The organism is Pseudomonas sp. OG7 (genome assembly GCF_014192825.1).
Lineage (GTDB): Bacteria > Pseudomonadota > Gammaproteobacteria > Pseudomonadales > Pseudomonadaceae > Aquipseudomonas > Aquipseudomonas monteilii.
In genome coordinates this window covers 81,463-102,854 of sequence record NZ_JACHYK010000001.1, presented here as the reverse complement: position 1 = coordinate 102,854, position 21,392 = coordinate 81,463, and the positions used below count along the sequence as shown (strand labels likewise).

General features: G+C 62.6%; 21 protein-coding genes and 1 pseudogene. 10 read left to right on the top strand and 12 right to left on the bottom strand.

Going from position 1 to position 21,392, the window contains the following annotated elements:
* Nucleotides 1–22: 22 nt before the first annotated feature.
* The 3 genes from gmhB to glyQ are packed head-to-tail and all read right to left on the bottom strand — an operon-like array spanning nucleotide 23 to nucleotide 3,549.
* Complete coding sequence (gene gmhB, locus FHW75_RS00515) at nucleotides 23–550, bottom strand: D-glycero-beta-D-manno-heptose 1,7-bisphosphate 7-phosphatase (protein WP_016712789.1); 528 nt, start codon at nucleotides 548–550, stop codon at nucleotides 23–25.
* 3 nt (nucleotides 551–553) lie between these two features.
* Complete coding sequence (glyS, locus tag FHW75_RS00510) at nucleotides 554–2,605, bottom strand: glycine--tRNA ligase subunit beta (protein WP_019099403.1); 2,052 nt, start codon at nucleotides 2,603–2,605, stop codon at nucleotides 554–556.
* On the bottom strand, nucleotides 2,602–3,549 hold the full coding sequence (glyQ, locus tag FHW75_RS00505) for a glycine--tRNA ligase subunit alpha (protein WP_003253126.1): 948 nt from the start codon (nucleotides 3,547–3,549) through the stop codon (nucleotides 2,602–2,604). Before glyQ ends, glyS begins: the two co-directional genes overlap by 4 nt.
* 83 nt (nucleotides 3,550–3,632) lie before the next feature.
* Between glyQ and FHW75_RS00500 the strand changes: the two genes are divergently transcribed.
* Entirely contained in the window at nucleotides 3,633–4,184 is a 552-nt protein-coding gene (locus FHW75_RS00500) for a DNA-3-methyladenine glycosylase I (RefSeq protein WP_016712791.1), read from the top strand.
* A gap of 41 nt (nucleotides 4,185–4,225) precedes the next feature.
* Nucleotides 4,226–5,113: a lysophospholipid acyltransferase gene (locus FHW75_RS00495; protein ID WP_016712792.1), complete on the top strand. Its 888-nt coding sequence runs from the start codon at nucleotides 4,226–4,228 to the stop codon at nucleotides 5,111–5,113.
* Between the two features lie 120 nt (nucleotides 5,114–5,233).
* Here FHW75_RS00495 and FHW75_RS00490 read toward each other — a convergent pair whose 3' ends face one another.
* The 5 genes from FHW75_RS00490 to def are packed head-to-tail and all read right to left on the bottom strand — an operon-like array spanning nucleotide 5,234 to nucleotide 9,757.
* Nucleotides 5,234–5,542: a tetratricopeptide repeat protein gene (locus FHW75_RS00490; protein ID WP_019099402.1), complete on the bottom strand. Its 309-nt coding sequence runs from the start codon at nucleotides 5,540–5,542 to the stop codon at nucleotides 5,234–5,236.
* A gap of 11 nt (nucleotides 5,543–5,553) precedes the next feature.
* The gene (gene trkA, locus FHW75_RS00485) at nucleotides 5,554–6,927 is read right to left on the bottom strand and encodes a Trk system potassium transporter TrkA (RefSeq protein WP_016712794.1); all 1,374 of its coding nucleotides are present in this window, start codon (nucleotides 6,925–6,927) and stop codon (nucleotides 5,554–5,556) included.
* A gap of 23 nt (nucleotides 6,928–6,950) precedes the next feature.
* Nucleotides 6,951–8,261 carry a 16S rRNA (cytosine(967)-C(5))-methyltransferase RsmB gene (gene rsmB / locus FHW75_RS00480; protein WP_019099401.1) on the bottom strand — a complete coding sequence of 437 codons (1,311 nt, stop codon included), beginning with the start codon at nucleotides 8,259–8,261 and terminating at the stop codon, nucleotides 6,951–6,953.
* Nucleotides 8,258–9,190, bottom strand: coding sequence for a methionyl-tRNA formyltransferase (fmt, locus tag FHW75_RS00475; RefSeq protein ID WP_025754219.1), 933 nt, complete (start codon nucleotides 9,188–9,190; stop codon nucleotides 8,258–8,260). Before fmt ends, rsmB begins: the two co-directional genes overlap by 4 nt.
* Before the next feature lie 60 nt (nucleotides 9,191–9,250).
* On the bottom strand, nucleotides 9,251–9,757 hold the full coding sequence (gene def, locus FHW75_RS00470; protein WP_016712797.1) for a peptide deformylase: 507 nt from the start codon (nucleotides 9,755–9,757) through the stop codon (nucleotides 9,251–9,253).
* Between the two features lie 206 nt (nucleotides 9,758–9,963).
* Between def and dprA the strand changes: the two genes are divergently transcribed.
* The 5 genes and pseudogenes from dprA (at nucleotide 9,964) to FHW75_RS00450 (ending at nucleotide 12,854) form a co-directional block, all read left to right on the top strand.
* Nucleotides 9,964–11,061 carry a DNA-processing protein DprA gene (gene dprA / locus FHW75_RS00465; protein ID WP_019099399.1) on the top strand — a complete coding sequence of 366 codons (1,098 nt, stop codon included), beginning with the start codon at nucleotides 9,964–9,966 and terminating at the stop codon, nucleotides 11,059–11,061.
* A 42-nt stretch (nucleotides 11,062–11,103) separates the two neighbouring features.
* Nucleotides 11,104–11,661 carry an L-threonylcarbamoyladenylate synthase gene (locus FHW75_RS00460; RefSeq protein ID WP_016712799.1) on the top strand — a complete coding sequence of 186 codons (558 nt, stop codon included), beginning with the start codon at nucleotides 11,104–11,106 and terminating at the stop codon, nucleotides 11,659–11,661.
* A gap of 78 nt (nucleotides 11,662–11,739) precedes the next feature.
* A pseudogene (locus FHW75_RS26710) lies at nucleotides 11,740–12,021 on the top strand (hypothetical protein); the annotation flags it as partial.
* 283 nt (nucleotides 12,022–12,304) lie between these two features.
* Nucleotides 12,305–12,589, top strand: coding sequence for a type II toxin-antitoxin system Phd/YefM family antitoxin (locus FHW75_RS00455; RefSeq protein WP_019099397.1), 285 nt, complete (start codon nucleotides 12,305–12,307; stop codon nucleotides 12,587–12,589).
* Entirely contained in the window at nucleotides 12,555–12,854 is a 300-nt protein-coding gene (locus tag FHW75_RS00450; RefSeq protein WP_084296581.1) for a Txe/YoeB family addiction module toxin, read from the top strand. Before FHW75_RS00455 ends, FHW75_RS00450 begins: the two co-directional genes overlap by 35 nt.
* A 162-nt stretch (nucleotides 12,855–13,016) precedes the next feature.
* Here the strand turns inward: FHW75_RS00450 and FHW75_RS00445 are convergent, their stop codons facing one another.
* Entirely contained in the window at nucleotides 13,017–13,994 is a 978-nt protein-coding gene (locus tag FHW75_RS00445) for an NADPH:quinone reductase (protein ID WP_025754217.1), read from the bottom strand.
* Between the two features lie 135 nt (nucleotides 13,995–14,129).
* Here FHW75_RS00445 and hemF point away from each other — a divergent pair, with 135 nt between their 5' ends.
* Nucleotides 14,130–15,041 carry an oxygen-dependent coproporphyrinogen oxidase gene (gene hemF / locus FHW75_RS00440; RefSeq protein ID WP_183673027.1) on the top strand — a complete coding sequence of 304 codons (912 nt, stop codon included), beginning with the start codon at nucleotides 14,130–14,132 and terminating at the stop codon, nucleotides 15,039–15,041.
* Nucleotides 15,042–15,066: 25 nt separating this feature from the next.
* A complete protein-coding gene (gene aroE, locus FHW75_RS00435) occupies nucleotides 15,067–15,891 on the top strand; it encodes a shikimate dehydrogenase (RefSeq protein WP_019098073.1) in 825 nt (274 codons plus the stop codon).
* A gap of 304 nt (nucleotides 15,892–16,195) precedes the next feature.
* Here aroE and FHW75_RS00430 read toward each other — a convergent pair whose 3' ends face one another.
* The 3 genes from FHW75_RS00430 to betC all read right to left on the bottom strand — a co-directional run bounded on the left by FHW75_RS00430 (nucleotide 16,196) and on the right by betC (nucleotide 20,375).
* Nucleotides 16,196–17,761: a SulP family inorganic anion transporter gene (locus FHW75_RS00430; RefSeq protein WP_025754215.1), complete on the bottom strand. Its 1,566-nt coding sequence runs from the start codon at nucleotides 17,759–17,761 to the stop codon at nucleotides 16,196–16,198.
* Nucleotides 17,762–17,919: 158 nt separating this feature from the next.
* A complete protein-coding gene (gene choX, locus FHW75_RS00425) occupies nucleotides 17,920–18,843 on the bottom strand; it encodes a choline ABC transporter substrate-binding protein (protein ID WP_027609958.1) in 924 nt (307 codons plus the stop codon).
* 14 nt (nucleotides 18,844–18,857) lie between these two features.
* Entirely contained in the window at nucleotides 18,858–20,375 is a 1,518-nt protein-coding gene (betC, locus tag FHW75_RS00420; protein ID WP_019098076.1) for a choline-sulfatase, read from the bottom strand.
* Nucleotides 20,376–20,483: 108 nt separating this feature from the next.
* Between betC and FHW75_RS00415 the strand changes: the two genes are divergently transcribed.
* The gene (locus FHW75_RS00415; protein ID WP_025754213.1) at nucleotides 20,484–21,383 is read left to right on the top strand and encodes a choline sulfate utilization transcriptional regulator; all 900 of its coding nucleotides are present in this window, start codon (nucleotides 20,484–20,486) and stop codon (nucleotides 21,381–21,383) included.
* Nucleotides 21,384–21,392 lie beyond the last annotated feature (9 nt).

Sequence of the window (21,392 nt, the reverse complement as noted above, 5' to 3'; positions counted from 1 at the left end):
AGTGCGCCCGAAGGCGCACTGATTAAATTAGTTCTCTGGCGATAGCTGCCAGATCGTCGAAAATCAGTGTAGTTTCAGGGACACCTTTTTCCAGGGTCCGCTCGCCCTTGCCGGTTTTCACCAACACGGGTTGTGCACCGACGGCCAGGGCGGCCTCCAGGTCACCTTTGCTGTCGCCAACAAACCAGATGCCCTCAAGGCCGACCTGATAATGCTCGGCGATGGCCCGCAGCATGCCAGGCTTGGGCTTGCGGCAATCGCAGCCCTCGTCCGGCCCGTGCGGGCAATACACGATATGGCCCACTTCGCCGCCCTGCTCTGCCACCAGCGCGCGCAGGCGCGCGTGCATCGCCTCGAGGGTTGCCAGTGTGTAATAGCCACGGGCAATACCGGACTGGTTGGTGGCCACGGCCACCGTCCAGCCCGCCTTGCTCAACTGCGCGATCGCTTCGACCGAACCTGGGATCGGTACCCACTCTTCCAGCGTCTTGATATAGGCGTCGGAGTCATGGTTGATCACCCCGTCACGGTCGAGAATCAGCAGTTTCAAGGCTTACCCCAGCAGCGAAATGTCGGCCACACCCAGGAACAGACCGCGCAGGCGGCTGAGCAGGGCATAACGGTTGGCGCGTACCTTGGCGTCTTCGGCGTTGACCATCACCGCCTCGAAGAAGGCGTCGACCGGGTCACGCAGGGCCGCCAGGCGGGCCAGCGATTCGCTGTACTGGCGTGCAGCAGCCATCGGTTGCACGGCCTGGTCGGCCTGCTGGATGGCCGAGTACAGGGAGAACTCGTTGGCATTGTCGAAGTACTTCGGCTCGACCTGTTCGGCGATGGCGCCTTCGGCTTTGCTCAGCAGGTTCGACACACGCTTGTTCACCGCAGCCAGGGCTTCGGCTTCCGGCAGCTTGCGGAAGGCCTGCACGGCCTGTACGCGCTGGTCGAAGTCCAGGGCAGAACCAGGCTGCAGGGCACGCACCGACAGGTAGGTGGCCACATCGATACCTTCGTCTTCGTAACGTGCACGCAGGCGGTCGAAGATGAATTCAAGCACCTGCTCCGACAAGCCGGCAGCCTTGACCTTGGCACCGAACTGCTTGACCGCGAACTCGACCGCACCGGTCAGGTTCAGGTCCAGCTGCTTCTCGATCAGGATACGCAGCACGCCCAAGGCAGCACGGCGCAGGGCGTACGGGTCTTTGCTGCCGGTTGGCAGCATGCCGATACCGAAGATACCCACCAGGGTATCGAGCTTGTCGGCGATGGCCACAGCAGCCCCGGTAAGGGTCTGCGGCAGCTCGGCGCCAGCACCGCGCGGCATGTACTGCTCGTTCAGGGCCAGGGCCACATCTTCCGGCTCACCGTCGTTGAGCGCGTAGTAGTAACCGGCAACACCCTGCATTTCAGGGAACTCGCCAACCATCTCGGTGGCCAGGTCGCACTTGGACAGCAGGCCGGCACGGCCAGCACGCTGGGCGTCGCCGCCGATCAGCGGGGCGATGAAGGCAGCCAGCCTGGAAACGCGCTCGGCCTTGTCGTACACAGTGCCCAGCTGGGCCTGGAACACCACGTTCTTCAGGCGCTCGTTGAAGGTTTCCAGCGGCTGCTTCTTGTCTTGCTTGAAGAAGAACTCGGCGTCGGTCAGGCGTGGGCGCACGACCTTCTCGTTGCCTTGCACGATCTGCTTCGGGTCGCGGCTTTCAACGTTGGCCACGGTGATGAAGCGCGGCAGCAGCTTGCCTTCGCTGTCCAGCAGGCAGAAGTACTTCTGGTTGTCCTGCATGGTGGTGATCAGGGCTTCCTGCGGCACTTCGAGGAAGCGCTCCTCGAACGAGCACACCAGCGGCACTGGCCATTCGACCAAGGCAGTCACTTCGTCCAGCAGCGCCGGTGGCACGATGGCAGTGCCTTCCTGCTGCATGGCCAGCTCGGCGGTACGCTTGCTGATCAGCTCGCGACGCTCGGCGAAGTCGGCCAGCACGTAGGCTTTGCGCAGGTCTTCGACGTAGTTGGCCGGGGTGGTGATGACCACGTTCTCCGGGTGGTGGAAGCGGTGACCACGGGATTCACGGCCGGCCTTCTGCGACAGGATGGTGCAGTCGACCACCTGGTCGCCCAGCAGCATTACCAGCCATTGGGTCGGGCGCACGAACTCTTCACGGCTGGCCGCCCAGCGCATGCGCTTGGGAATGGGCAGGTCGTTGAGCGAATCTTCGACGATGGTCGGCAGCAGGCCGGCAGTCGCCTTGCCCGGGATGTGCTGGGAGAAGCGCAGCTTGGGGCCGCTCTGGTCGATTTCGGCCAGCTCCACGCCACACTTCTTGGCGAAGCCCAGGGCAGCCTGGGTCGGCTCGCCGTCTTTGAAAGCAGCCTGCAGGGGTGGGCCGTCGATATTGATGCTGCGGTCAGGCTGCTGCACGTCCAGCTGGCGAATCAGCACGGCCAGGCGACGCGGTGCGGCATAAACCTGCTTGCCGGTGTAGTTCAGGCCAGCAGCCTGCAGGCCCTTCTCGATACCGGCCAGGAAGGCTTCGCCGAGGCTGGCGAGGGCTTTCGGTGGCAGCTCTTCGGTGCCCAGTTCTACCAGGAAATCTTGAGCACTCATTGTGCAGCCTCCAGCTTAGCCAACACTTCGTCACGCAGTTCAGGGGTGGCCATCGGGAAGCCCAGGCGTGCGCGGGCTTGCAGATAGCTTTGCGCCACGTCCCGGGCCAGGGTACGTACACGCAGGATGTAACGCTGGCGCTCGGTTACCGAGATGGCGCGGCGGGCGTCCAGCAGGTTGAAGGTGTGCGAGGCCTTCAGGACCATTTCGTAGGTCGGCAGCGGCAGCTCCAGCTTGATCAGGCGGTTGGCTTCGCTTTCGTAGAAGTCGAACAGTTCGAACAGCTTGTCGACGTTGGCGTGTTCGAAGTTGTAGGTCGACTGCTCCACTTCGTTCTGGTGGAACACGTCGCCATAGGTGACCTTGCCGAACGGGCCGTCGGCCCACACCAGGTCGTACACCGAGTCGACGCCCTGGATGTACATGGCCAGGCGCTCCAGGCCATAGGTGATTTCACCGGTGACCGGGTAGCACTCGATGCCGCCTACCTGCTGGAAGTAGGTGAACTGGGTGACTTCCATGCCGTTCAGCCAGATTTCCCAGCCCAGGCCCCAGGCGCCGAGGGTTGGCGATTCCCAGTTGTCTTCGACGAAGCGGATGTCGTGCACCAGCGGGTCCAGGCCGATGGCTTTCAGCGAGCCGAGGTACAGCTCCTGGAAGTTGGCCGGGTTTGGCTTGAGCACCACCTGGAACTGGTAGTAGTGCTGCAGGCGGTTGGGGTTCTCGCCATACCGCCCGTCGGCAGGGCGACGGCTGGGCTGCACGTAGGCGGCGTTCCAGGTTTCTGGACCCACGGCGCGCAGGAATGTTGCGGTGTGGAAAGTGCCGGCGCCTACTTCCATATCGTAGGGCTGAAGCACCACACAACCTTGAGCTGCCCAGTAGTTTTGCAGGGCGAGGATCAGGTCTTGGAAGGTACGCACGGCTGGCGTAGGCTGGCTCACGAAATTCACCTGTATCTGGGGATGCGGATGTAAAGAGCGGGAGTATAACCTGATTCGCCTCGCCCTCTACTCATTGGAGCCTTATGCCACGCTGCTTTTGGTGTACCGACGATCCGTTGTACCAGGCCTATCATGACCAGGAATGGGGAACGCCACAGCGCGACCCGGCGTTGCTCTTCGAGATGCTTTTGCTTGAAGGGTTCCAGGCGGGGCTTTCGTGGATCACTGTTTTGCGCAAACGCGAGCGTTATCGCGAGGTGATGTACGGCTTCGACCCTGTGCAGTTGGCCGCCATGAGCGACGAACGCATCGAAGAACTGATGCAGGATGCCGGCATCATCCGCAACCGGCTCAAACTCAAGGCCGCCCGGCGCAACGCGCAGGCCTGGCTGGCTGTGGATAACCCTGCCGAGTGGTTATGGTCGTTCGTTGGCGGGGAGCCGAAGGTCAACCATTTCGCGGGCCGTAGCGATGTGCCGGCGGTCACCGATGAAGCCAAGGCCATGAGCAAGGCCCTGCAGAAAGCCGGCTTCACTTTCGTCGGCCCGACCATCTGCTACGCCTTCATGCAGGCCACCGGCATGGTCATGGACCACACCACCGATTGCGATCGCTACGCCGCCTTGTTGCGTTGAGGGGTTACAATGCGCGCCTTGCTGAAATAAGGAATTCGCCTGTGGAAAAGTTCAAGGGCGCCCTGATGGTCGGGGTGCTGCGCCTGTTTGCCAAGCTGCCCTGGGGCGCTGTGCAGCGCGTCGGCGCGGGTATTGGCTGGCTGATGTGGAAGATCCCCAACAGTTCGCGCAACGTGGTGCGCATCAACCTGGCCAAGTGTTTCCCGGAGATGGACCCGGTTGCCCGTGAGCAACTGGTTGGCCAGGCACTACGGGATATTGGTAAGTCCTTTGTCGAAAGTGCCTGTGCCTGGATCTGGCCGCCGCAGCGCTCGCTGGAGCTGGTCAAGGAAGTGCACGGCCTGGAAGTGCTGGAACAGGCCCTGGCTTCGGGAAAGGGTGTGGTGGGCATTACCAGTCACCTGGGCAACTGGGAGGTGTTGAACCACTTCTACTGCAACCAGTGCAAACCGATCATCTTTTACCGCCCACCCAAGCTCAAGGCAGTGGATGACCTGCTGCGCGAGCAGCGCGTGCAGATGGGCAACCGGGTGGCGCCTTCTACCAAGGAAGGCATTCTCAGCGTGATCAAGGAAGTGCGCCGGGGTGGCCAGGTAGGCATCCCTGCCGACCCGGAGCCAGCGGAATCGGCGGGCGTGTTCGTGCCGTTTCTCGGTACCCAGGCACTGACCAGCAAGTTCGTGCCGAACATGCTGGCCGGTGGCAAGGCGGTGGGGGTGTTCCTGCATGCGCTGCGGCTACCGGATGGCTCGGGCTTCAAGGTGTTCCTGGAGGCGGCGCCGGAGGCGATGTATAGCACCGACGTGACCGAGTCGGCGGCGGCGATGAGCAAGGTGGTCGAGCGCTATGTGCGCGAGTACCCGAGCCAGTACATGTGGAGCATGAAGCGCTTCAAGAAGCGCCCGGCGGGCGAGCCGCGCTGGTACTGAGATTTTGGGGGCGCTTCGCGCCCCATTTGCAGGCAAGCCAGCTCCCACTCGGTCCCTGTGGGAGCTGGCTTGTCGTGGCGACGAACCGCTGCGATGGGCTGCAAAGCCGCCCCGGCAATTTCAGACTTTGTTGAGCTTCTTCAGAAACACGGTCATCTCTTTCTCGGCCTGCTTGTCCCCATGGGCCAGAGCTGCTTCGATCCCCTCCTCCCAGGCTTTGCGCGCCGCCGCCAGGTCACCCTGCAACTGATACGCCTTGCCCAGCAGCTTCCAGGCTGCGGAGTACTTCGGATCCTGCTCAACACACCGGGCTAGGTGCTCCGCCGCTTCAGCGCCGTTGCCTTCATCCAGCCAGGCCTTGCCCAAGCCAAACCTCAGCAGCGGGTTATCCACACCCTTGGCCAGCATCTTCTCCAGCGATTCGCGCATGCCCTCTTCTCCTAGAAGAAACTCAAGCCGACGTGGAACAGCTTTTCCACATCCCGAATATGCTTTTTATCCACAACGAACAGGATCACATGGTCACCCGACTCGATCATGGTGTCGTCGTGGGCAATCATCACCTCTTCGTCACGAATGATCGCGCCAATGGTGGTGCCCGGCGGCAGGGCAATATCCTCGATCGCCTTGCCAACCACCTTGCTCGATTTCGAATCCCCGTGCGCCACTGCTTCGATGGCCTCGGCCGCGCCACGGCGCAGCGAGTGCACACTGACAATGTCGCCACGGCGCACGTGCGCCAGCAGGGTGCCGATGGTGGCCAACTGCGGGCTGATGGCGATGTCGATATCGCCGCCCTGCACCAGGTCGACATAGGCCGGGTTGTTGATGATGGTCATCACTTTGCCCGCGCCCAGGCGCTTGGCCAGCAGCGACGACATGATGTTGGCTTCGTCGTCGTTGGTCAGGGCCAGGAAAATATCGGCGTCGGCGATGTTCTCTTCGAGCATCAGGTCCTTGTCCGACGCGCTGCCCTGCAGCACCACAGTGCTTTCCAGGGTATCGGAGAGGTGCCGGCAACGGGCCGGGCTCATCTCGATGATCTTCACCTGGTAGCGGCTTTCGATGGCCTCGGCCAAGCGTTCGCCGATCTGTCCGCCCCCGGCGATGACAATGCGCTTGTTGGTTTCGTCGATGCGGCGTAGCTCGCCCATCACGGCGCGAATGTCCTTCTTCGCGGCAATGAAGAACACTTCGTCGTCAGCTTCGATTACCGTGTCGCCCCGTGGGGTGATCGGCCGGTCGCGGCGGAAGATGGCCGCCACGCGGGTATCGACGTTGGGCATGTGCGCACGAATCTGGCGCAGTTGCTGGCCGACCAGCGGGCCACCGTAGTAAGCCTTTACCGCCACCAACTGGGCCTTGCCTTCGGCGAAATCGATCACCTGCAGCGAGCCCGGGTGTTCGATCAGGCGCTTGATGTAGTTGGTCACCACCTGCTCGGGGCTGATCAGCACGTCGACCGGGATATGGTCGTTGTCGAACAGCTCTTCGCGGGTGAGGTAGGCCGACTCGCGTACCCGGGCGATCTTGGTCGGGGTGTGGAACAGCGAATAGGCTACCTGGCAGGCGACCATGTTGGTTTCATCGCTGTTGGTCACCGCTACCAGCATGTCGGCGTCGTCAGCGCCTGCCTGGCGCAGCACCGTCGGCAGCGAGCCGCGGCCTTGCACGGTGCGGATGTCCAGGCGGTCGCCCAGGTCGCGCAGGCGGTCGCCATCGGTGTCGACCACGGTGATGTCGTTGGCTTCGCTGGCCAGGTGCTCTGCCAGCGTACCGCCTACCTGGCCTGCGCCGAGGATGATGATCTTCATCCGCTACTCCCTACCTTTTGTTCTTATCCGCGCGAGGCGGCGATCTTGATCAGCTTGGCATAGTAGAAACCGTCGTGGCCGCCTTCCTGGGCCAGCAACTGACGACCGTGGGGCTGGCGCAGGCCGGCCTCGGTGGCCAGGTCCAGCTCACGGGCGCCCGGGGTGCGGGCCAGGAAGGCGTCGATCACTTCGGTGTTCTCGGTCGGCAGGCTGGAGCAGGTGGCGTACAGCAGCATGCCGCCCACTTCCAGGGTCGGCCACAGGGCATCCAGCAGCTCGCCTTGCAGCGAGGCCAGGGCAGGAATGTCGTCGGCCTGACGGGTCAGCTTGATGTCCGGGTGGCGGCGGATCACGCCAGTGGCCGAGCACGGGGCGTCGAGCAGGATGCGCTGGAACGGCTTGCCGTCCCACCAGCTGGCGGTGTCGCGGGCATCGCAGGCGATCAGCTCGGCGTCGAGTTTGAGGCGGTCGAGGTTCTCGCGTACGCGGGTCAGACGCTTGGCTTCAAGGTCGATGGCCACTACGTGGGCCAGGCCAGATTCGGCTTCGAGCAGGTGGCAGGTTTTGCCTCCGGGTGCACAGCAGGCGTCCAGCACGCGTTGGCCGGGGGCCAGTTCAAGCAGATCGGCAGACAGTTGCGCGGCTTCGTCCTGCACGCTCACCCAGCCTTCAGCAAAGCCTGGCAGGGCGCGTACGTCGCAGGCTTCGGCCAGCACGATGCCGTCACGGCTGAACTGGCAGGCACTGGCGGCCACGCCAGCTTCGGCCAGCAGGGCCAAATAGGCATCGCGGCTGTGATGACGGCGGTTTACTCGCAAAATCATCGGTGGGTGGGCGTTATTGGCGGCGCAGATGGCTTCCCACTGCTCCGGCCAGAACGCTTTCAGCGATTTCTGCAGCCAGCGCGGGTGGGCGGTGCGTACCACCGGGTCGCGCTCCATGCTTGCCAACAGCTCCTCGCCTTCGCGCTGGGCGCGGCGCAGTACGGCATTGAGCAGCCCTTTGGCCCACGGTTTCTTCAGCTTGTCGGCACAGCCGACGGTTTCGCCGATGGCGGCGTGGGCGGGAATACGGGTGTAGAACAACTGATACAGGCCGACCAGCAGCAGCGCCTGCACATCGGCATCGGCGGCCTTGAACGGCTTTTGCAGCAGTTGCGCGGCCAACAGGTCGAGGCGAGGCTGCCAGCGTGCGGTGCCGAACGCCAGGTCCTGGGTCAGGCCACGGTCGCGCTCGTCGACCTTGTCCAGCTGCGCCGGCAGCGAGCTGTTCAGCGAAGCCTTGCCGCTAAGTACAGCGGCAAGGGCACGGGCGGCGGCGAGGCGTGGGTTCATTGGCCCAGCACCTTGCCGCTGGCGAATTTCTCGCGACGGCTGTTGAACAGGTCGCTGAAGTTCAGCGGCTTGCCGCCGGGCAGTTGCAGGCGGGTCAGGCTCAGGGCCTGGTCACCGCAGGCGACCACCAGGCCGTCCTTGCTGGCGGAGAGGATCTCGCCGGGGGTGCCTGTCGCTGTGGACAAGTTGGCGGTCAGCACTTTCACGCTTTCGCCATCGAGGGAGCTGTGGCAAACCGGCCACGGGTTGAAGGCACGGATCAGGCGTTCCAGCTCGACGGCCGGGCGGCTCCAGTCGATGCGTGCTTCGTCCTTGTTCAGCTTGTGCGCGTAGGTGGCCAGGGCGTCGTTCTGAACTTCGCCTTGCAGCGAACCTTCGGCCAGGCCGGCAATGGCCTGGACGACTGCTGGCGGGCCCATCTCGGCCAAGCGGTCGTGCAGGCTGCCGCCGGTGTCTTCGGCGCTGATCGGGGTGGCTACCTTGAGCAGCATCGGGCCGGTGTCCAGGCCTGCTTCCATACGCATCACGGTCACACCGCTCTCGGCGTCGCCGGCTTCCACGGCGCGCTGGATCGGTGCGGCACCGCGCCAGCGTGGCAGCAGGGAGGCATGGCTGTTGATGCAGCCCAGGCGGGGGATATCCAGCACCACCTGCGGCAGGATCAGGCCATAGGCGACCACCACCATCAGGTCCGGCTTCAGCGCGGCCAGTTCGGCCTGGGCTTCGGCGTTGCGCAGGGTCGGCGGCTGGAACACCGGGATGTCATGGGCCACAGCCAGTTGCTTGACCGCGCTCGGCATCAGCTTCTGGCCGCGGCCGGCCGGGCGGTCGGGCTGGGTGTAGACGGCCACGATCTCGTAGGGGCTGTCGAGCAAGGCCTTGAGGTGTTCGGCGGCAAACTCTGGAGTGCCTGCAAAGACGATGCGCATGGAGTTCTCGCTTCAAAAAAGAAAAAGGCTTGCCGGAGCAAGCCTTCTGGAAGGTGGGGATCAGGCTTGCTGGCGGTGCTGCTTTTCCAGCTTCTTCTTGATCCGGTCGCGCTTGAGCTGCGACAGGTAGTCAACGAACAGCTTGCCGTTGAGGTGATCGAATTCGTGCTGCACGCACACCGCCAGCAGGCCTTCGCATTCCAGCTCGTACGGCTTGCCGTCCCGGTCCTGGGCCTTGACCCGTACGCGCAGCGGGCGGTCGACGTTCTCGTAGAAGCCCGGTACCGACAGGCAGCCTTCCTGATACTGGCCCATGTCATGGGTCAGCTCTTCGACCGTCGGGTTGATGAAGACGCGCGGCTCGCTGCGGTCTTCGCTGAGGTCCATGACCACGACCTGCAGGTGCACGTTCACCTGGGTGGCGGCCAGGCCGATGCCAGGGGCTTCGTACATGGTTTCAAACATGTCGTCGATCAGCTGACGCAGGGCGTCGTCGAACACCGTCACCGGCTTGGCGATGGTGCGCAGGCGCGGGTCCGGGAATTCGAGAATGTTCAAGATGGCCATAAGGTCAGGCAGTCACTGTGCGTTCGGTTGAAAACTGAGCACACATAATAAAGGGAAACGAGGATTTCGGCACCTGGCAAGCTCGTCTAGGGTGTTTATGGGCTTGATAGCCTTCAATCAATGGACAGCTTTTCAAAGTGTTACTCACAGAGTTATCCACAAGTTGTGCCACGTAAATGGCCCTGTTTCGATCAAGGATGATCCCTATGCCAATTCACCATTCGTCGCTCTGTTCGCCTGCCGAACTGGATGCACGATTACGCCTGCACTGCCTGAACGGGATGGGACTGCGACGTTTTCGCACATTGTTCGATGCCTTTGGCAGTGCCTCCTCTGCACTCAGTGCACCGGGTTCGGCCTGGCGTGCATTGGGCATCCCACAGATCACCATTGACGCGCGGCGCAGTGCCGAAGTGCGCGATGGCGCACTGGCCGCAATGGCCTGGCTAGAGCGACCTGGCCAGCATTTACTGATGTGGGACGGCCCCGATTACCCTGCATTGCTGGCGGAAATCGACGATGCGCCACCGCTGCTTTTCGTGGCTGGCGAACCTGCGTTGCTCGAACGTCCACAGCTGGCTATTGTGGGCAGCAGGCGTGCCACACCACCGGCGCTCGACACCGCTGCGGCATTTTCCCGCTACCTGGTGCAGGCCGGTTTTACTATCACCAGCGGCTTGGCTGTGGGTATCGATGGTGCCGCTCATCGGGCTGCGTTGCAGGCTGGTGGGGGGACGATTGGCGTGCTTGGCACGGGGTTGCAAAAACTTTATCCACAGCGGCACCTGGAGCTTGCACAGGCGATGATCGACCATGGCGGCGCACTGGTTTCCGAGTACCCGCTGAATGCCGGGCCATTGCCCGGCAACTTCCCACGGCGCAATCGCATCATCAGTGGGCTGTCGCTGGGCGTGCTGGTGGTCGAAGCCAGCCTGGCCAGTGGTTCGCTGATCACCGCCCGCCTGGCGGCTGAGCAAGGCCGCGAGGTGTATGCGATTCCGGGCTCCATTCACCACCCGGGTTCGAAGGGCTGCCACCAGTTGATCCGCGATGGCGCGCTGCTGGTGGAAAGCGTGGATCAGATCCTCGAAAGCTTGCAGGGCTGGCAAAACCTGCCGCCCGCCGTTGTGGACAAATTCGACCATCCCCTGCTTGCCCTGCTGCATGCCGCACCGCAAACCAGCGAAAGCCTGGCGCATTGCAGCGAGCTGCCGCTGGCCGAAGTGCTGGCGCAACTGACCGAGCTGGAGCTGGAAGGCCGGGTCAGCAATGAAGCCGGGCGTTGGTTTGCCCGTGCGGGCTAAGTACACTGCACACAAGCAAGGTATATAGGCGGAGAGACAGCAATGGTGAGCAGTTTTCGTGTGCAACAAGCCGCACGTGAGGTACGGGCGGGCGCAGTGATCGCCTACCCGACGGAAGCGGTCTGGGGCCTGGGCTGCGACCCGTGGAACGAGGACGCGGTGTATCGCCTGCTGGCGCTGAAATCGCGGCCTGTGGATAAAGGGCTGATTCTGATCGCCGACAACATCCGCCAGTTCGATTTCCTGTTCGAGGACTTCCCCGAAGACTGGATCGACCGCATGGGCAGCACCTGGCCGGGACCGAACACCTGGTTGGTGCCCCATCAGGACCTGTTGCCTGAATGGGTGACCGGGCAGCATGACACCGTGGCGCTGCGGGTCAGCGACCACCCGGTGGTGCGTGAGTTGTGTGCGTTGGTGGGGCCATTGATTTCCACCTCGTGCAACCCCGGCGGGCGCCCGGCGGCGAAGACCCGGTTGCGGGTGGAGCAGTACTTCCACGGCCAGTTGGACCTGGTGCTCGGTGGGGCGCTGGGCGGGCGGAAGAACCCGAGTGTGATTCGCAACCTGGCAACCGGCGAAGTCGTTCGCCCGGGCTGATACCGCTGGCGAGGCCTTCGCCCTCGATCGCAGGCAAGCCAGCTCCTACAGGTACTGCAGATGGCTTGAAACCGGTGCGGTCGGTGTGGGAGCTGGCTTGCCGGCCATGACCCGCTCTTCACCGTCAACCCGAACATTTCCGCCGAGGACGCTCTGGTCCATGTAGCCCTGTACCTGCGCAGCACCTACGAAACCGGCTACAAAGCCCTGGACTACATGCGCGAAGAAGGCCGTGGCATGTTCTGGTCGAACCTGCATGCGATTGAAATGGCGGAGGGGGTGATTGAGGCGATCCTCGATGGCATCGAGTCGACCCCACCACCGACAAGCTGTTCACCCCAAAACGGCGGGGTCCCTTAATTCAATGCATTGCTGTGGGAGCAGGTAGGCCTGGTTTCACAGCAATTTCCTACAAGCGCTGTCGGCAGCAATCACCTGCCCACCAGAAGACATCCAATTTATGCTTTGCATTCTCAAGGTTCCCGACCATGGGATGTTGAGGTTTGTACCTAGGCTTGTACAATGTTTGAGTTGGTATCTGCCAAATTAACTATCGGAAGCCACCAAGCCTAGCGCCCATTCAGCAGAACTGAATGGGTCGAGAAAAACCTGATCCGGGCCCTGCCTGGGAGGGATTTGAGAAATGCATGTACTGACTTTTAGCCAGGCTCGCGCCGACCTGAAGCAGACGATGGATGATGTATGTCGGGATCACGAACCTGCGATCATTACCCGCCAGCGCGGTGAGCCGGTGGTTATGCTCTCGCTTGAAGACTACAACGGCATGCAAGAAACCATGTACCTGCTGGGTTCTTCAGCCAATGCCAAGCGTTTGCGAGCATCCATTGATCAGCTGCGGTCGGGTAAAGCTGCTACCCATGAGCTGTCCATAGATGAACATGAAGTCAAAACAACGCAACAAGACTGAGGCTCGCAACTCTGTAAGCGTTGCGTTTACTTCAGAGGGTTGGGAAGACTACTGCCATTGGAAAGATGCTGACCCGGATGTGTTTGCAACGATCAACGCACTGATCAGGGAGTGCCTTCGTACTCCTTTCAAAGGTACTGGCAAGCCTGAACCGCTCAAGGGCGACCTTTCAGGATTCTGGTCTCGCCGCATTACTCGCGAGCATCGGTTGGTCTACCTCTTCGAAGGTGGGCAGATGACAATCTTGCAGTGCCGATATCACTAGGACGATTAATCAAGGCAAAGCAATCTAAACGGGATTGCTGTAATCCGGGCCGACTCAATACCTGTGGGAGCTGGTTCACCCGCGAACACGGGCACAGCCGGTGCCATCAATCGCGGTGGCTTCTTCGCGGGCATGCCCGCTCCCACAGGGAATGTGCCCGGCTCAGGGGATCAGTACAGTCGACCCCACAGTCCTGCGCGCCGACAGCTCCGCCTGCGCCTTGGCCGCCTCACTTAATGGATACCGCTGCTGGATATCCACAACCAGCTTGCCACTGCCAATCATCGCAAACAGGTCATCGGCCATGGCCTGAGTGTTCTGGGCATTGTTGGCATAGCTCGCCAACGTGGGGCGTGTGACATACAGCGAGCCCTTCTGCGCCAGAATCCCCAGGTTCACCCCGCTCACCGCGCCCGAGGCATTGCCGAAGCTCACCATCAATCCACGCGGTTGCAGGCAGTCAAGCGAAGTCAGCCAGGTATCGGCGCCCACGCCGTCGTACACCACCGGGCATTTCTTGCCATCGGTCAGCTCCAGCACGCGCTTGGCGACATCTTCACGGCTGTAGTCGATGGTTTCCCATGCCCCCAGCGCCTTGGCCCGCTCGGCCTTTTCGGCAGAACTCACGGTACCGATCAGCTTGGCGCCCAAGGCCTTGGCCCACTGGCACGCCAGCGAACCCACACCGCCAGCCGCCGCGTGGAACAGAATCACGTCACCCGCCTTCACCTCATAGGTCTGCTTCAGCAGGTACTGCACGGTCAAACCCTTGAGCATCACCGCCGCCGCCTGCTCGAAGCTGATGCTGTCGGGCAGCTTGACCAGGTTGGCCTCCGGCAACGTATGCACCTCGCTGTACGCACCCAGGGGGCCGCCGGCATGGGCCACACGGTCACCTACCTTCAGCCGGGTGACGCCTTCGCCCACGGCCTCGACGACACCGGCAGCCTCGGTGCCCAGGCCTGAAGGCAGGGACGGCGGCGCATACAACCCACTGCGGAAGTAGGTATCGATGAAGTTCAGGCCGATGGCATGGTTACGCACGCGCACCTGCTGCGGCCCCGGTGGGGCGGGTTCGAATTCCACAAACTGCAGCACTTCCGGGCCGCCATGCTGGCTGAACTGGATACGCTTGGCCATCTCGCACTCCTGTCGTCGGGATCGGGAAAAGGCCTTCTATCGGACGCCTTTGCTTGATCGCCGTCAACTGCGGCGCGCGCGCTGGCGGTGGTATGCTACGCGGCGAATTCTTCCCTGCCCGTTCCTGGTGACCCGATGACTAGCCGCACCGAGGCCGTGAAAGCCTACCTGCTCGACCTGCAAGACCGCATCTGCTCTGCCCTCGAAGCTGAAGACGGCGGTGCTCGCTTCGTCGAGGACGCCTGGGTGCGCGAAGCCGGTGGCGGGGGCCGCACGCGGGTGATCGGCGACGGCAAGGTGATCGAGAAAGGCGGGGTCAACTTCTCCCATGTGTTCGGTGCGGGTCTGCCGCCCTCGGCCAGTGCCCACCGCCCTGAGCTGGCGGGCCGTGGTTTCGAGGCCTTGGGCGTGTCGCTGGTGATTCACCCGCACAACCCGCATGTGCCTACTTCCCACGCCAACGTGCGCTTCTTTATCGCCGAAAAGGAAGGTGAAGAAGCTGTGTGGTGGTTCGGTGGTGGCTTCGACCTGACCCCGTACTACGGCAATGAAGAAGACTGCATCCACTGGCACCGCGTGGCCGAGCAGGCCTGCGCGCCCTTCGGCGCCGACGTGTACCCGCGCTACAAGGCCTGGTGCGACCGCTATTTCCACCTCAAGCACCGTGGCGAGCCACGCGGCATCGGCGGCCTGTTCTTCGATGACCTGAACGAGTGGGATTTCGACACCTGCTTTGCCTTCATCCGCGCCATCGGCGATGCCTACGTCAACGCCTACCTGCCGATCATCCAGCGCCGCAAGGACACGCCCTACACCCCGCAGCAGCGCGAGTTTCAGGAATACCGGCGCGGCCGCTACGTGGAGTTCAACCTGGTCTACGACCGTGGCACCCTGTTCGGCCTGCAGTCTGGTGGCCGTACCGAGTCCATCCTCATGTCGCTGCCGCCGCAGGTACGTTGGGGCTACGACTGGAAGGCTGCGCCCGGTAGCGAAGAAGCGCGCCTGACCGACTACTTCTTGCAAGACCGCGACTGGCTTGGCCAGTAAGCCTGTGGACAACCAAGGAACCGCCATGGACCAGTACGTCGTTTTCGGTAACCCCATCGGCCACAGCAAGTCGCCGCTGATTCACCGCCTGTTCGCCGAGCAGACCGGCCAGGACCTGGAATACACCACCCTGCTGGCGCCGCTGGACGAGTTCAGCGATTGCGCGCGCGGCTTCTTCAAGCAAGGCAGTGGCGGCAACGTCACGGTGCCGTTCAAGGAAGAGGCCTATCGCCTGTGCGACAGCCTGACCCCTCGTGCACAGCGCGCTGGGGCAGTGAACACGCTGAGCAAGCTGGCCGACGGTACCTTGCAGGGCGACAACACCGATGGCGCTGGCCTGGTGCGCGACCTCACGCTGAATGCCGGCGTCGAACTGGCTGGTAAACGCATTCTCATCCTCGGTGCCGGCGGCGCCGTGCGCGGCGTGCTGGAGCCGATTCTGGCGCACAAGCCGCAGTCGCTGGTAATCGCCAACCGCACAGTGGAAAAGGCCGAGCAGCTGGCGCGTGAGTTCGATGAATTGGGGCCGGTGGTGGCCAGCGGGTTTGCCTGGTTGCAGGAGCCGGTGGATGTGATCATCAACGCCACCTCGGCGAGCCTGGCCGGGGAATTGCCGCCGATTGCCGACAGTCTGGTCGAGGCCGGGCGCACGGTTTGCTACGACATGATGTATGGCAAGGAGCCGACGCCGTTTTGCCAGTGGGCTACCAAGCTGGGGGCGGCCAAGGTGCTGGATGGGCTGGGGATGCTGGCTGAGCAGGCGGCTGAAGCCTTCTTCATCTGGCGGGGAGTGCGTCCGGACACGGCGCCGGTGCTGGCTGAGCTGCGGCGTCAACTGATGCGCAACTGACTCGACCTCCATTCGCCTGGAGGCGAGATTTCTCCAGGCGGATCTGCTCGTCATAGTGAGCAATTTTCTCGGCCGATTGCTTCTTGCCCGTGTAGGCCTCCCGTTCGTTCATCAGCAACTCGAGCCGGGAAATTCGCTGCTCCGCCTGGGTGATGCATTCGTCACTGGTTGCGCCGAAGGCAGTGGATGACAAAAGGATCAAGGCCATGAACCCTGTGTAAGACGCCATGAGGCAGTCCTTGCGCTGTTGATACCTCTGATTTTCCGCAGCCTTGTTTTTGGCACAACTGGCAAAATTGTCAGGTCATTCCTCAAACCGGATCGGGCACAATTCAACACCCTCCAGCTTTTGCAACTCCTCGACCACCTGCGGCCTGGCCCGGTGCAAGGTCAAACTCCCCCCCGTGCGCATCAACCGACGCGCCTCGCGGTGCAACATATCCACACCCGAGTAATCGATAAAATTCACCTGCCGCGCATCGATCACCACATGTGGCCCCTGGCAACGCTGCAAGCGCACCTGCAGGTAATGCGCCGCACCAAAGAAGATCGACCCGCCCACCCGCAATACATCCGCATCACCCTCACGGCTCTGCTGTACCCGTGGCCGTGACGTGCGCTTCAGATAGAAGAAGAGCGACGCCAGTACCCCGGCATAGATCGCCGTCTGCAATTCCAGCAACAAGGTCGCCGCTGCCGTCAGTGCCATTACCAGAAACTCCGAGCGGCTGACCCGGAACAGCGCGCGAATCCCCCGATGGTCCACCAACCCCCAACAGATCAGCAAAATGCTGCCGGCCATGGCGGGTATCGGCAGGTGTGCGATCAACCTGGCGCCGGTAACGGCGAACAACGCTACCCACAGCGCCGAGAACACCCCGGCCATGGGCGAACGGGCACCTGCTTCATAGCTCAGGCCCGAGCGGGTGAAGGAGCCGGCAGACAGGTAACCAGAGAAAAACGCCCCCGCGATGTTCGACAGGCCCTGGGCACGTATTTCCTGATCCGGGTCGATCAGTTGTTCTGAGCGTGCCGAGAGGGAGCGGGCAATCGACAGGCTGGTGACCAGCCCCAGCATACCCACTGCCACGGCGCTGGGCAGCAGGCGCAACATCAGTTCCACGTCCAGCAGGGGCAGCGGGCTAAGCGGGGGAAGTTGCCCGGTGAAGGCTGCTACTCGTGGTACATGGCCAAAGAAGCCTGGCAACAGCCACGCCAGCAGGCTGACCAGGATCAGGCTTATCAACAGGCTCGGCCAGCGTGGGCGCCAGAGTTTCAAGGTCACGCCGAGCAGCACGGTGGCCAGGCCAAGCACCAGTGAAGGCAGGTCGACTTCTCCGGCATGGCTGGCCAGATCCTGCACGGTCTTCAGCGCAGTGGCCTGGCTGGGCAGGTCCATGCCCAGCAGGTTGGGCAGTTGGCCCAGGGCGATGACGATGGCGGCGCCCAGGGTGAAACCGAGCACCACGGAATGGGAGACGAAATTGACCAGCGCGCCAAACCGCACAAGCCCCAGCAGTAGCTGGAAGATGCCGCCGAGGAACGTCAACAGCAGCACCAGGGTGATGTAGTCGGCGCTGCCCGCCACGGCCAGCGGGCTGATGCTGGCGTAGAGGACGATGGAAATGGCAGCGGTCGGGCCGCAGATCAGGTGCCAGGATGAACCCCATAGGCAAGCGATCAGCACCGGCACGATGGCGGCATACAGGCCATATTCGGCGGGCAGGCCGGCGATCAGGGCGTAGGCGATGGATTGCGGCAGGGCAAGGATGGCACCGCTCAGGCCCACCAGCAGGTCCTGGCGCAGGCTGCGGCCCGATTGGCGGGGGAGCCAGGTGAGGAAGGGCAGCAGGTGAGTGAGGCGATGCATGGTTTATCCACAATCCTTAAGGTTTCGCCAAACCCTGTGGGAGCGGGCATGTCGAGGCGTCGAACCGCCGCGAACACCGGCAAAGCCGGTGCCATCCACCGCGCTGGCCTCTTCGCGAGCTTGCCCGCTCCCTCAGGGGAGGTGTGTTGCTTGCGAGATTACAGTTTGGCTTTGACGGCCTCCAGGGCATTGCCGTCAGATTTGGTGGTGACCCCAGCCAACCACCCATCCAGCAACTCGGGATGCGCCTTCACCCAGCCCTTGGCTGCTTCATCAAAGCTGATCTTCTTGTCCACAACCTCGGCCATGATGCTGTTTTCCATGTCCAGCGTGAACCTAAGGTTACCCAGCAGCTTCGCCGCATTCGGGCAGGCCTGTGGATAACCCTTGCGGGTCAGCGTATACACCTCGCCTTTGCTGCCGAACCACTTCTCCCCGCCGGTCAGGTAATGCATCTTCAGCTTCACGTTCATCGGGTGCGGTGTCCAGCCAAGGAAGGTGATGAACTGCTGCTTCTTCACTGCCCGGTCGACCTGCGCCAGCATGGCCTGTTCGCTGGATTCCACCAGCTTCCACTGGCCGAGGTTGAAATCATTCTTGTCGATGATTTCCTTCAGCGACAGATTGGCCGGTGCGCCGGAGCCGATGCCGTATAGCTTCTTGTCGAATTGGTCGGCATGCTTTTGCAGGTCGGCAAAGTCCTTCACCCCGGCATTCCACACATGATCGGGCACGGCCAGGGTGAACTCGGTGCCTTCCAGGTTGCGCGACAGTTGCTGCACATCGCCGTTGGCGATGAACTTTTCATGGAAGCCTTGATGCGCCGGCATCCAGTTGCCGAGGAAGGCATCCACACGGCCGTCCTTCAGGCCACCGTAGATGATCGGTACGGCCAGGCTGTCGATTTTCACCTGGTAGCCCAGGCTTTCCAGTAGCAGGCGGGCCACGGCGTTGGTCGAAGCGATATCGCTCCAGCCGGGGTCGGCCATTTTCACGGTGCTGCATTGCGCGTCGCTGTCGGCGGCGTGGGCCGTGGCGGTGCCCAGGGCCAGGGCGAACACGGCGGCGGAGAACTTGTGCATGGCGGCCTCTCTTCTCAATCCATGGGTGCGGGCTGTGGATAACGTGCCTTGCGCTCGAGGTCATCGAGATCGATGTGGTTGCGCATGTACTGTTGACTGGCATCCACCAGCGGTTGGTGGTCCCAGCTTTTCAGCTTGCCGATGGCCAGCGCTTCGGCCACCAGGCGGCGGCGGCGCTGGCTGGCCAGCACCTGCTGGCGCAGGCTGGGGATGTCCCAACGCTGCTGTGCTTCATCGACCAATGCCTGCAGCAGCGCCTGATGGTCCGGGCTGCCGGTGAGGTTCTCCCGCTCGTGCGGGTCGCGGCTCAAATTATAGAGTAGGCATGGGTCGTCTTCGCTGTACACGAACTTGTACGGCCCACGGCGGATCATCATCAGCGGGCCGACGGTGCCTTCGGCCATGTATTCGCCGATCACTTCGTCGTGGCCGCCCTGCCCTTGCAGGTGGCTTACCAGTGAGCGGCCGTCCAGGTGCAGGTGGTTATCCACAGCGCCGCCAGCGAGTTCGACCAGGGTTGGCAACAGGTCGCAGGTGGAGACCGAGGCGCTGACCCGGCCTGCTGCGAAGCGCTTCGGCGCATGAACCAGCAACGGCACCCGTGCCGACATCTCGAACCAGTGCATTTTGTACCAGAGGCCACGCTCGCCGAGCATGTCGCCGTGGTCGCCGGAGAACACGATCACGGTATTGTCTGCCAGGTTGCATTCCTCCAGGGTTTGCAGCAGCTGGCCGATGTTGTCGTCGATATAGCTGCAGGCGCCGAAGTAGGCGCGGCGGGCATCGCGGATCTTTTCCACAGGCAGCGGCTTGTTCCACAGGTCGTAGACCTTGAGCAGGCGCTGCGAGTGTGGGTCGAGTTCCGACTGGCTGAACCCGGCGTGGGGCATGGGGATATCCACACCCTCGTAGCGGTCCCAGTAGCGCTTGGGGATGGTGTACGGGTCGTGCGGGTGGGTCATGGACACGGTCAGGCAGAACGGCCGGCCATCGTTCCCGCGCACATGGTCGTACAGGTACTGGCGCGCCTTGAACACCACCTCTTCGTCGAAATCCAGCTGGTTGGTGCGTACGCATGGGCCGGCCTGCAGCACCGAGGACATGTTGTGGTACCAGCTGGGGCGCACATCCGGTTCGTCCCAGTTCACCGCCCAGCCGTAGTCGGCGGGGTAGATATCGCTGGTCAAGCGTTCTTCGTAGCCGTGCAGCTGGTCCGGGCCGCAGAAGTGCATCTTGCCCGACAGTGCTGTGCGGTAGCCCAGCCGGCGCAGGTAGTGGGCATAGGTCGGTACGTCTGCGGGAAAGTCGGCGGCGTTGTCGTAGGCACCTATGCGGCTGGGCAACTGGCCGCTGACCAGGGTGAAGCGCGACGGCGCGCACAGCGGGCTGTTGCAGTAGGCCGAGTCGAACACCACCGCCTGCTCGGCCAGACGGCTCAGGTGCGGCATCTGGATGGGCGAGCGGGCGTAGATCGGCAGTAAAGGTGCGGCCATCTGGTCGGCCATGATGAACAGGATATTCGGGCGCGTCATGGTGGCTTCCATCGTTGAGGGTTATGCGAACCGCTTGCCTACCAAGATGCGACTGTGGCTAACATGGGTAAAGCCCATGGCGGGCAATGACTGGGATTATCTGAGCTTATGTTTGATCACCTCGCCGAGCTGTCACTGGATACCTTGCGCGTGTTCGAGGCAGCAGCGCGCTTGCGTAGCTTTACTGCCGCCGCGCTGGAGCTGGGTACCACACAACCGGCCGTGAGCCAGCAGGTGAAACGCCTGGAAGCCCAGCTGGGCACGCGCCTGTTCGACCGTATTTACCGGGGCATCGAGCTGACCGAAGCCGGACAGGTGCTGTTCGAGCAGGTGCATCAGGGATTGCAGGCGATGGATGACGGCATTGCCCAAGCCAGCGGGCGTGGCCAGCGCGAGGTGCTGCAGGTGGCCACCGACTTTGCCTTTGCCGCGTTCTGGCTGATGCCCCGGTTGCAGCGCTTTCACGAAGCTTATCCACAGGTGGATGTGAGCCTGGTGACCGGTGAGCGCAGCCAGGGCATGTTGCGGCCGGACATCGATGTGGCGGTGCTGTTTGGCGATGGGCGCTTTCATCAAGGCGAAAGCCGTTGGCTGTTCGATGAGGAAGTTTTCCCCGTGTGCAGCCCCCGGCTGACCCATGGCAAACCCTTGTCAGCCGTGGCTTTGCAACAATTGCCCTTGCTTCATTTGAAGGGCGAGCAGGCCAGCCGCTGGTTTGATTGGACGGGGGTGTTTCGCGGGTTTGGCGTGGCCAGCCCGCCACCGGCGGGGCAGTTGCGCTTTGACAACTACACCTTGCTGATCCAGGCGGCGATTGCCGGTCAGGGTGTGGCGATCGGTTGGCGGCACCTGGTGGATGGCCTGGTGGATCAAGGCTTGCTATGTCGGCCATTAGAGGGGAGCCTGACGTCGAGTCGGGGCTATTATCTGGTTTTGCCACCGCGCAAGCGGCGCGGGGCGTTGATCGAGCGGTTCGTCAGCTGGCTGGAGCAGGAACGCAGTGGCTGATGGCGGTGT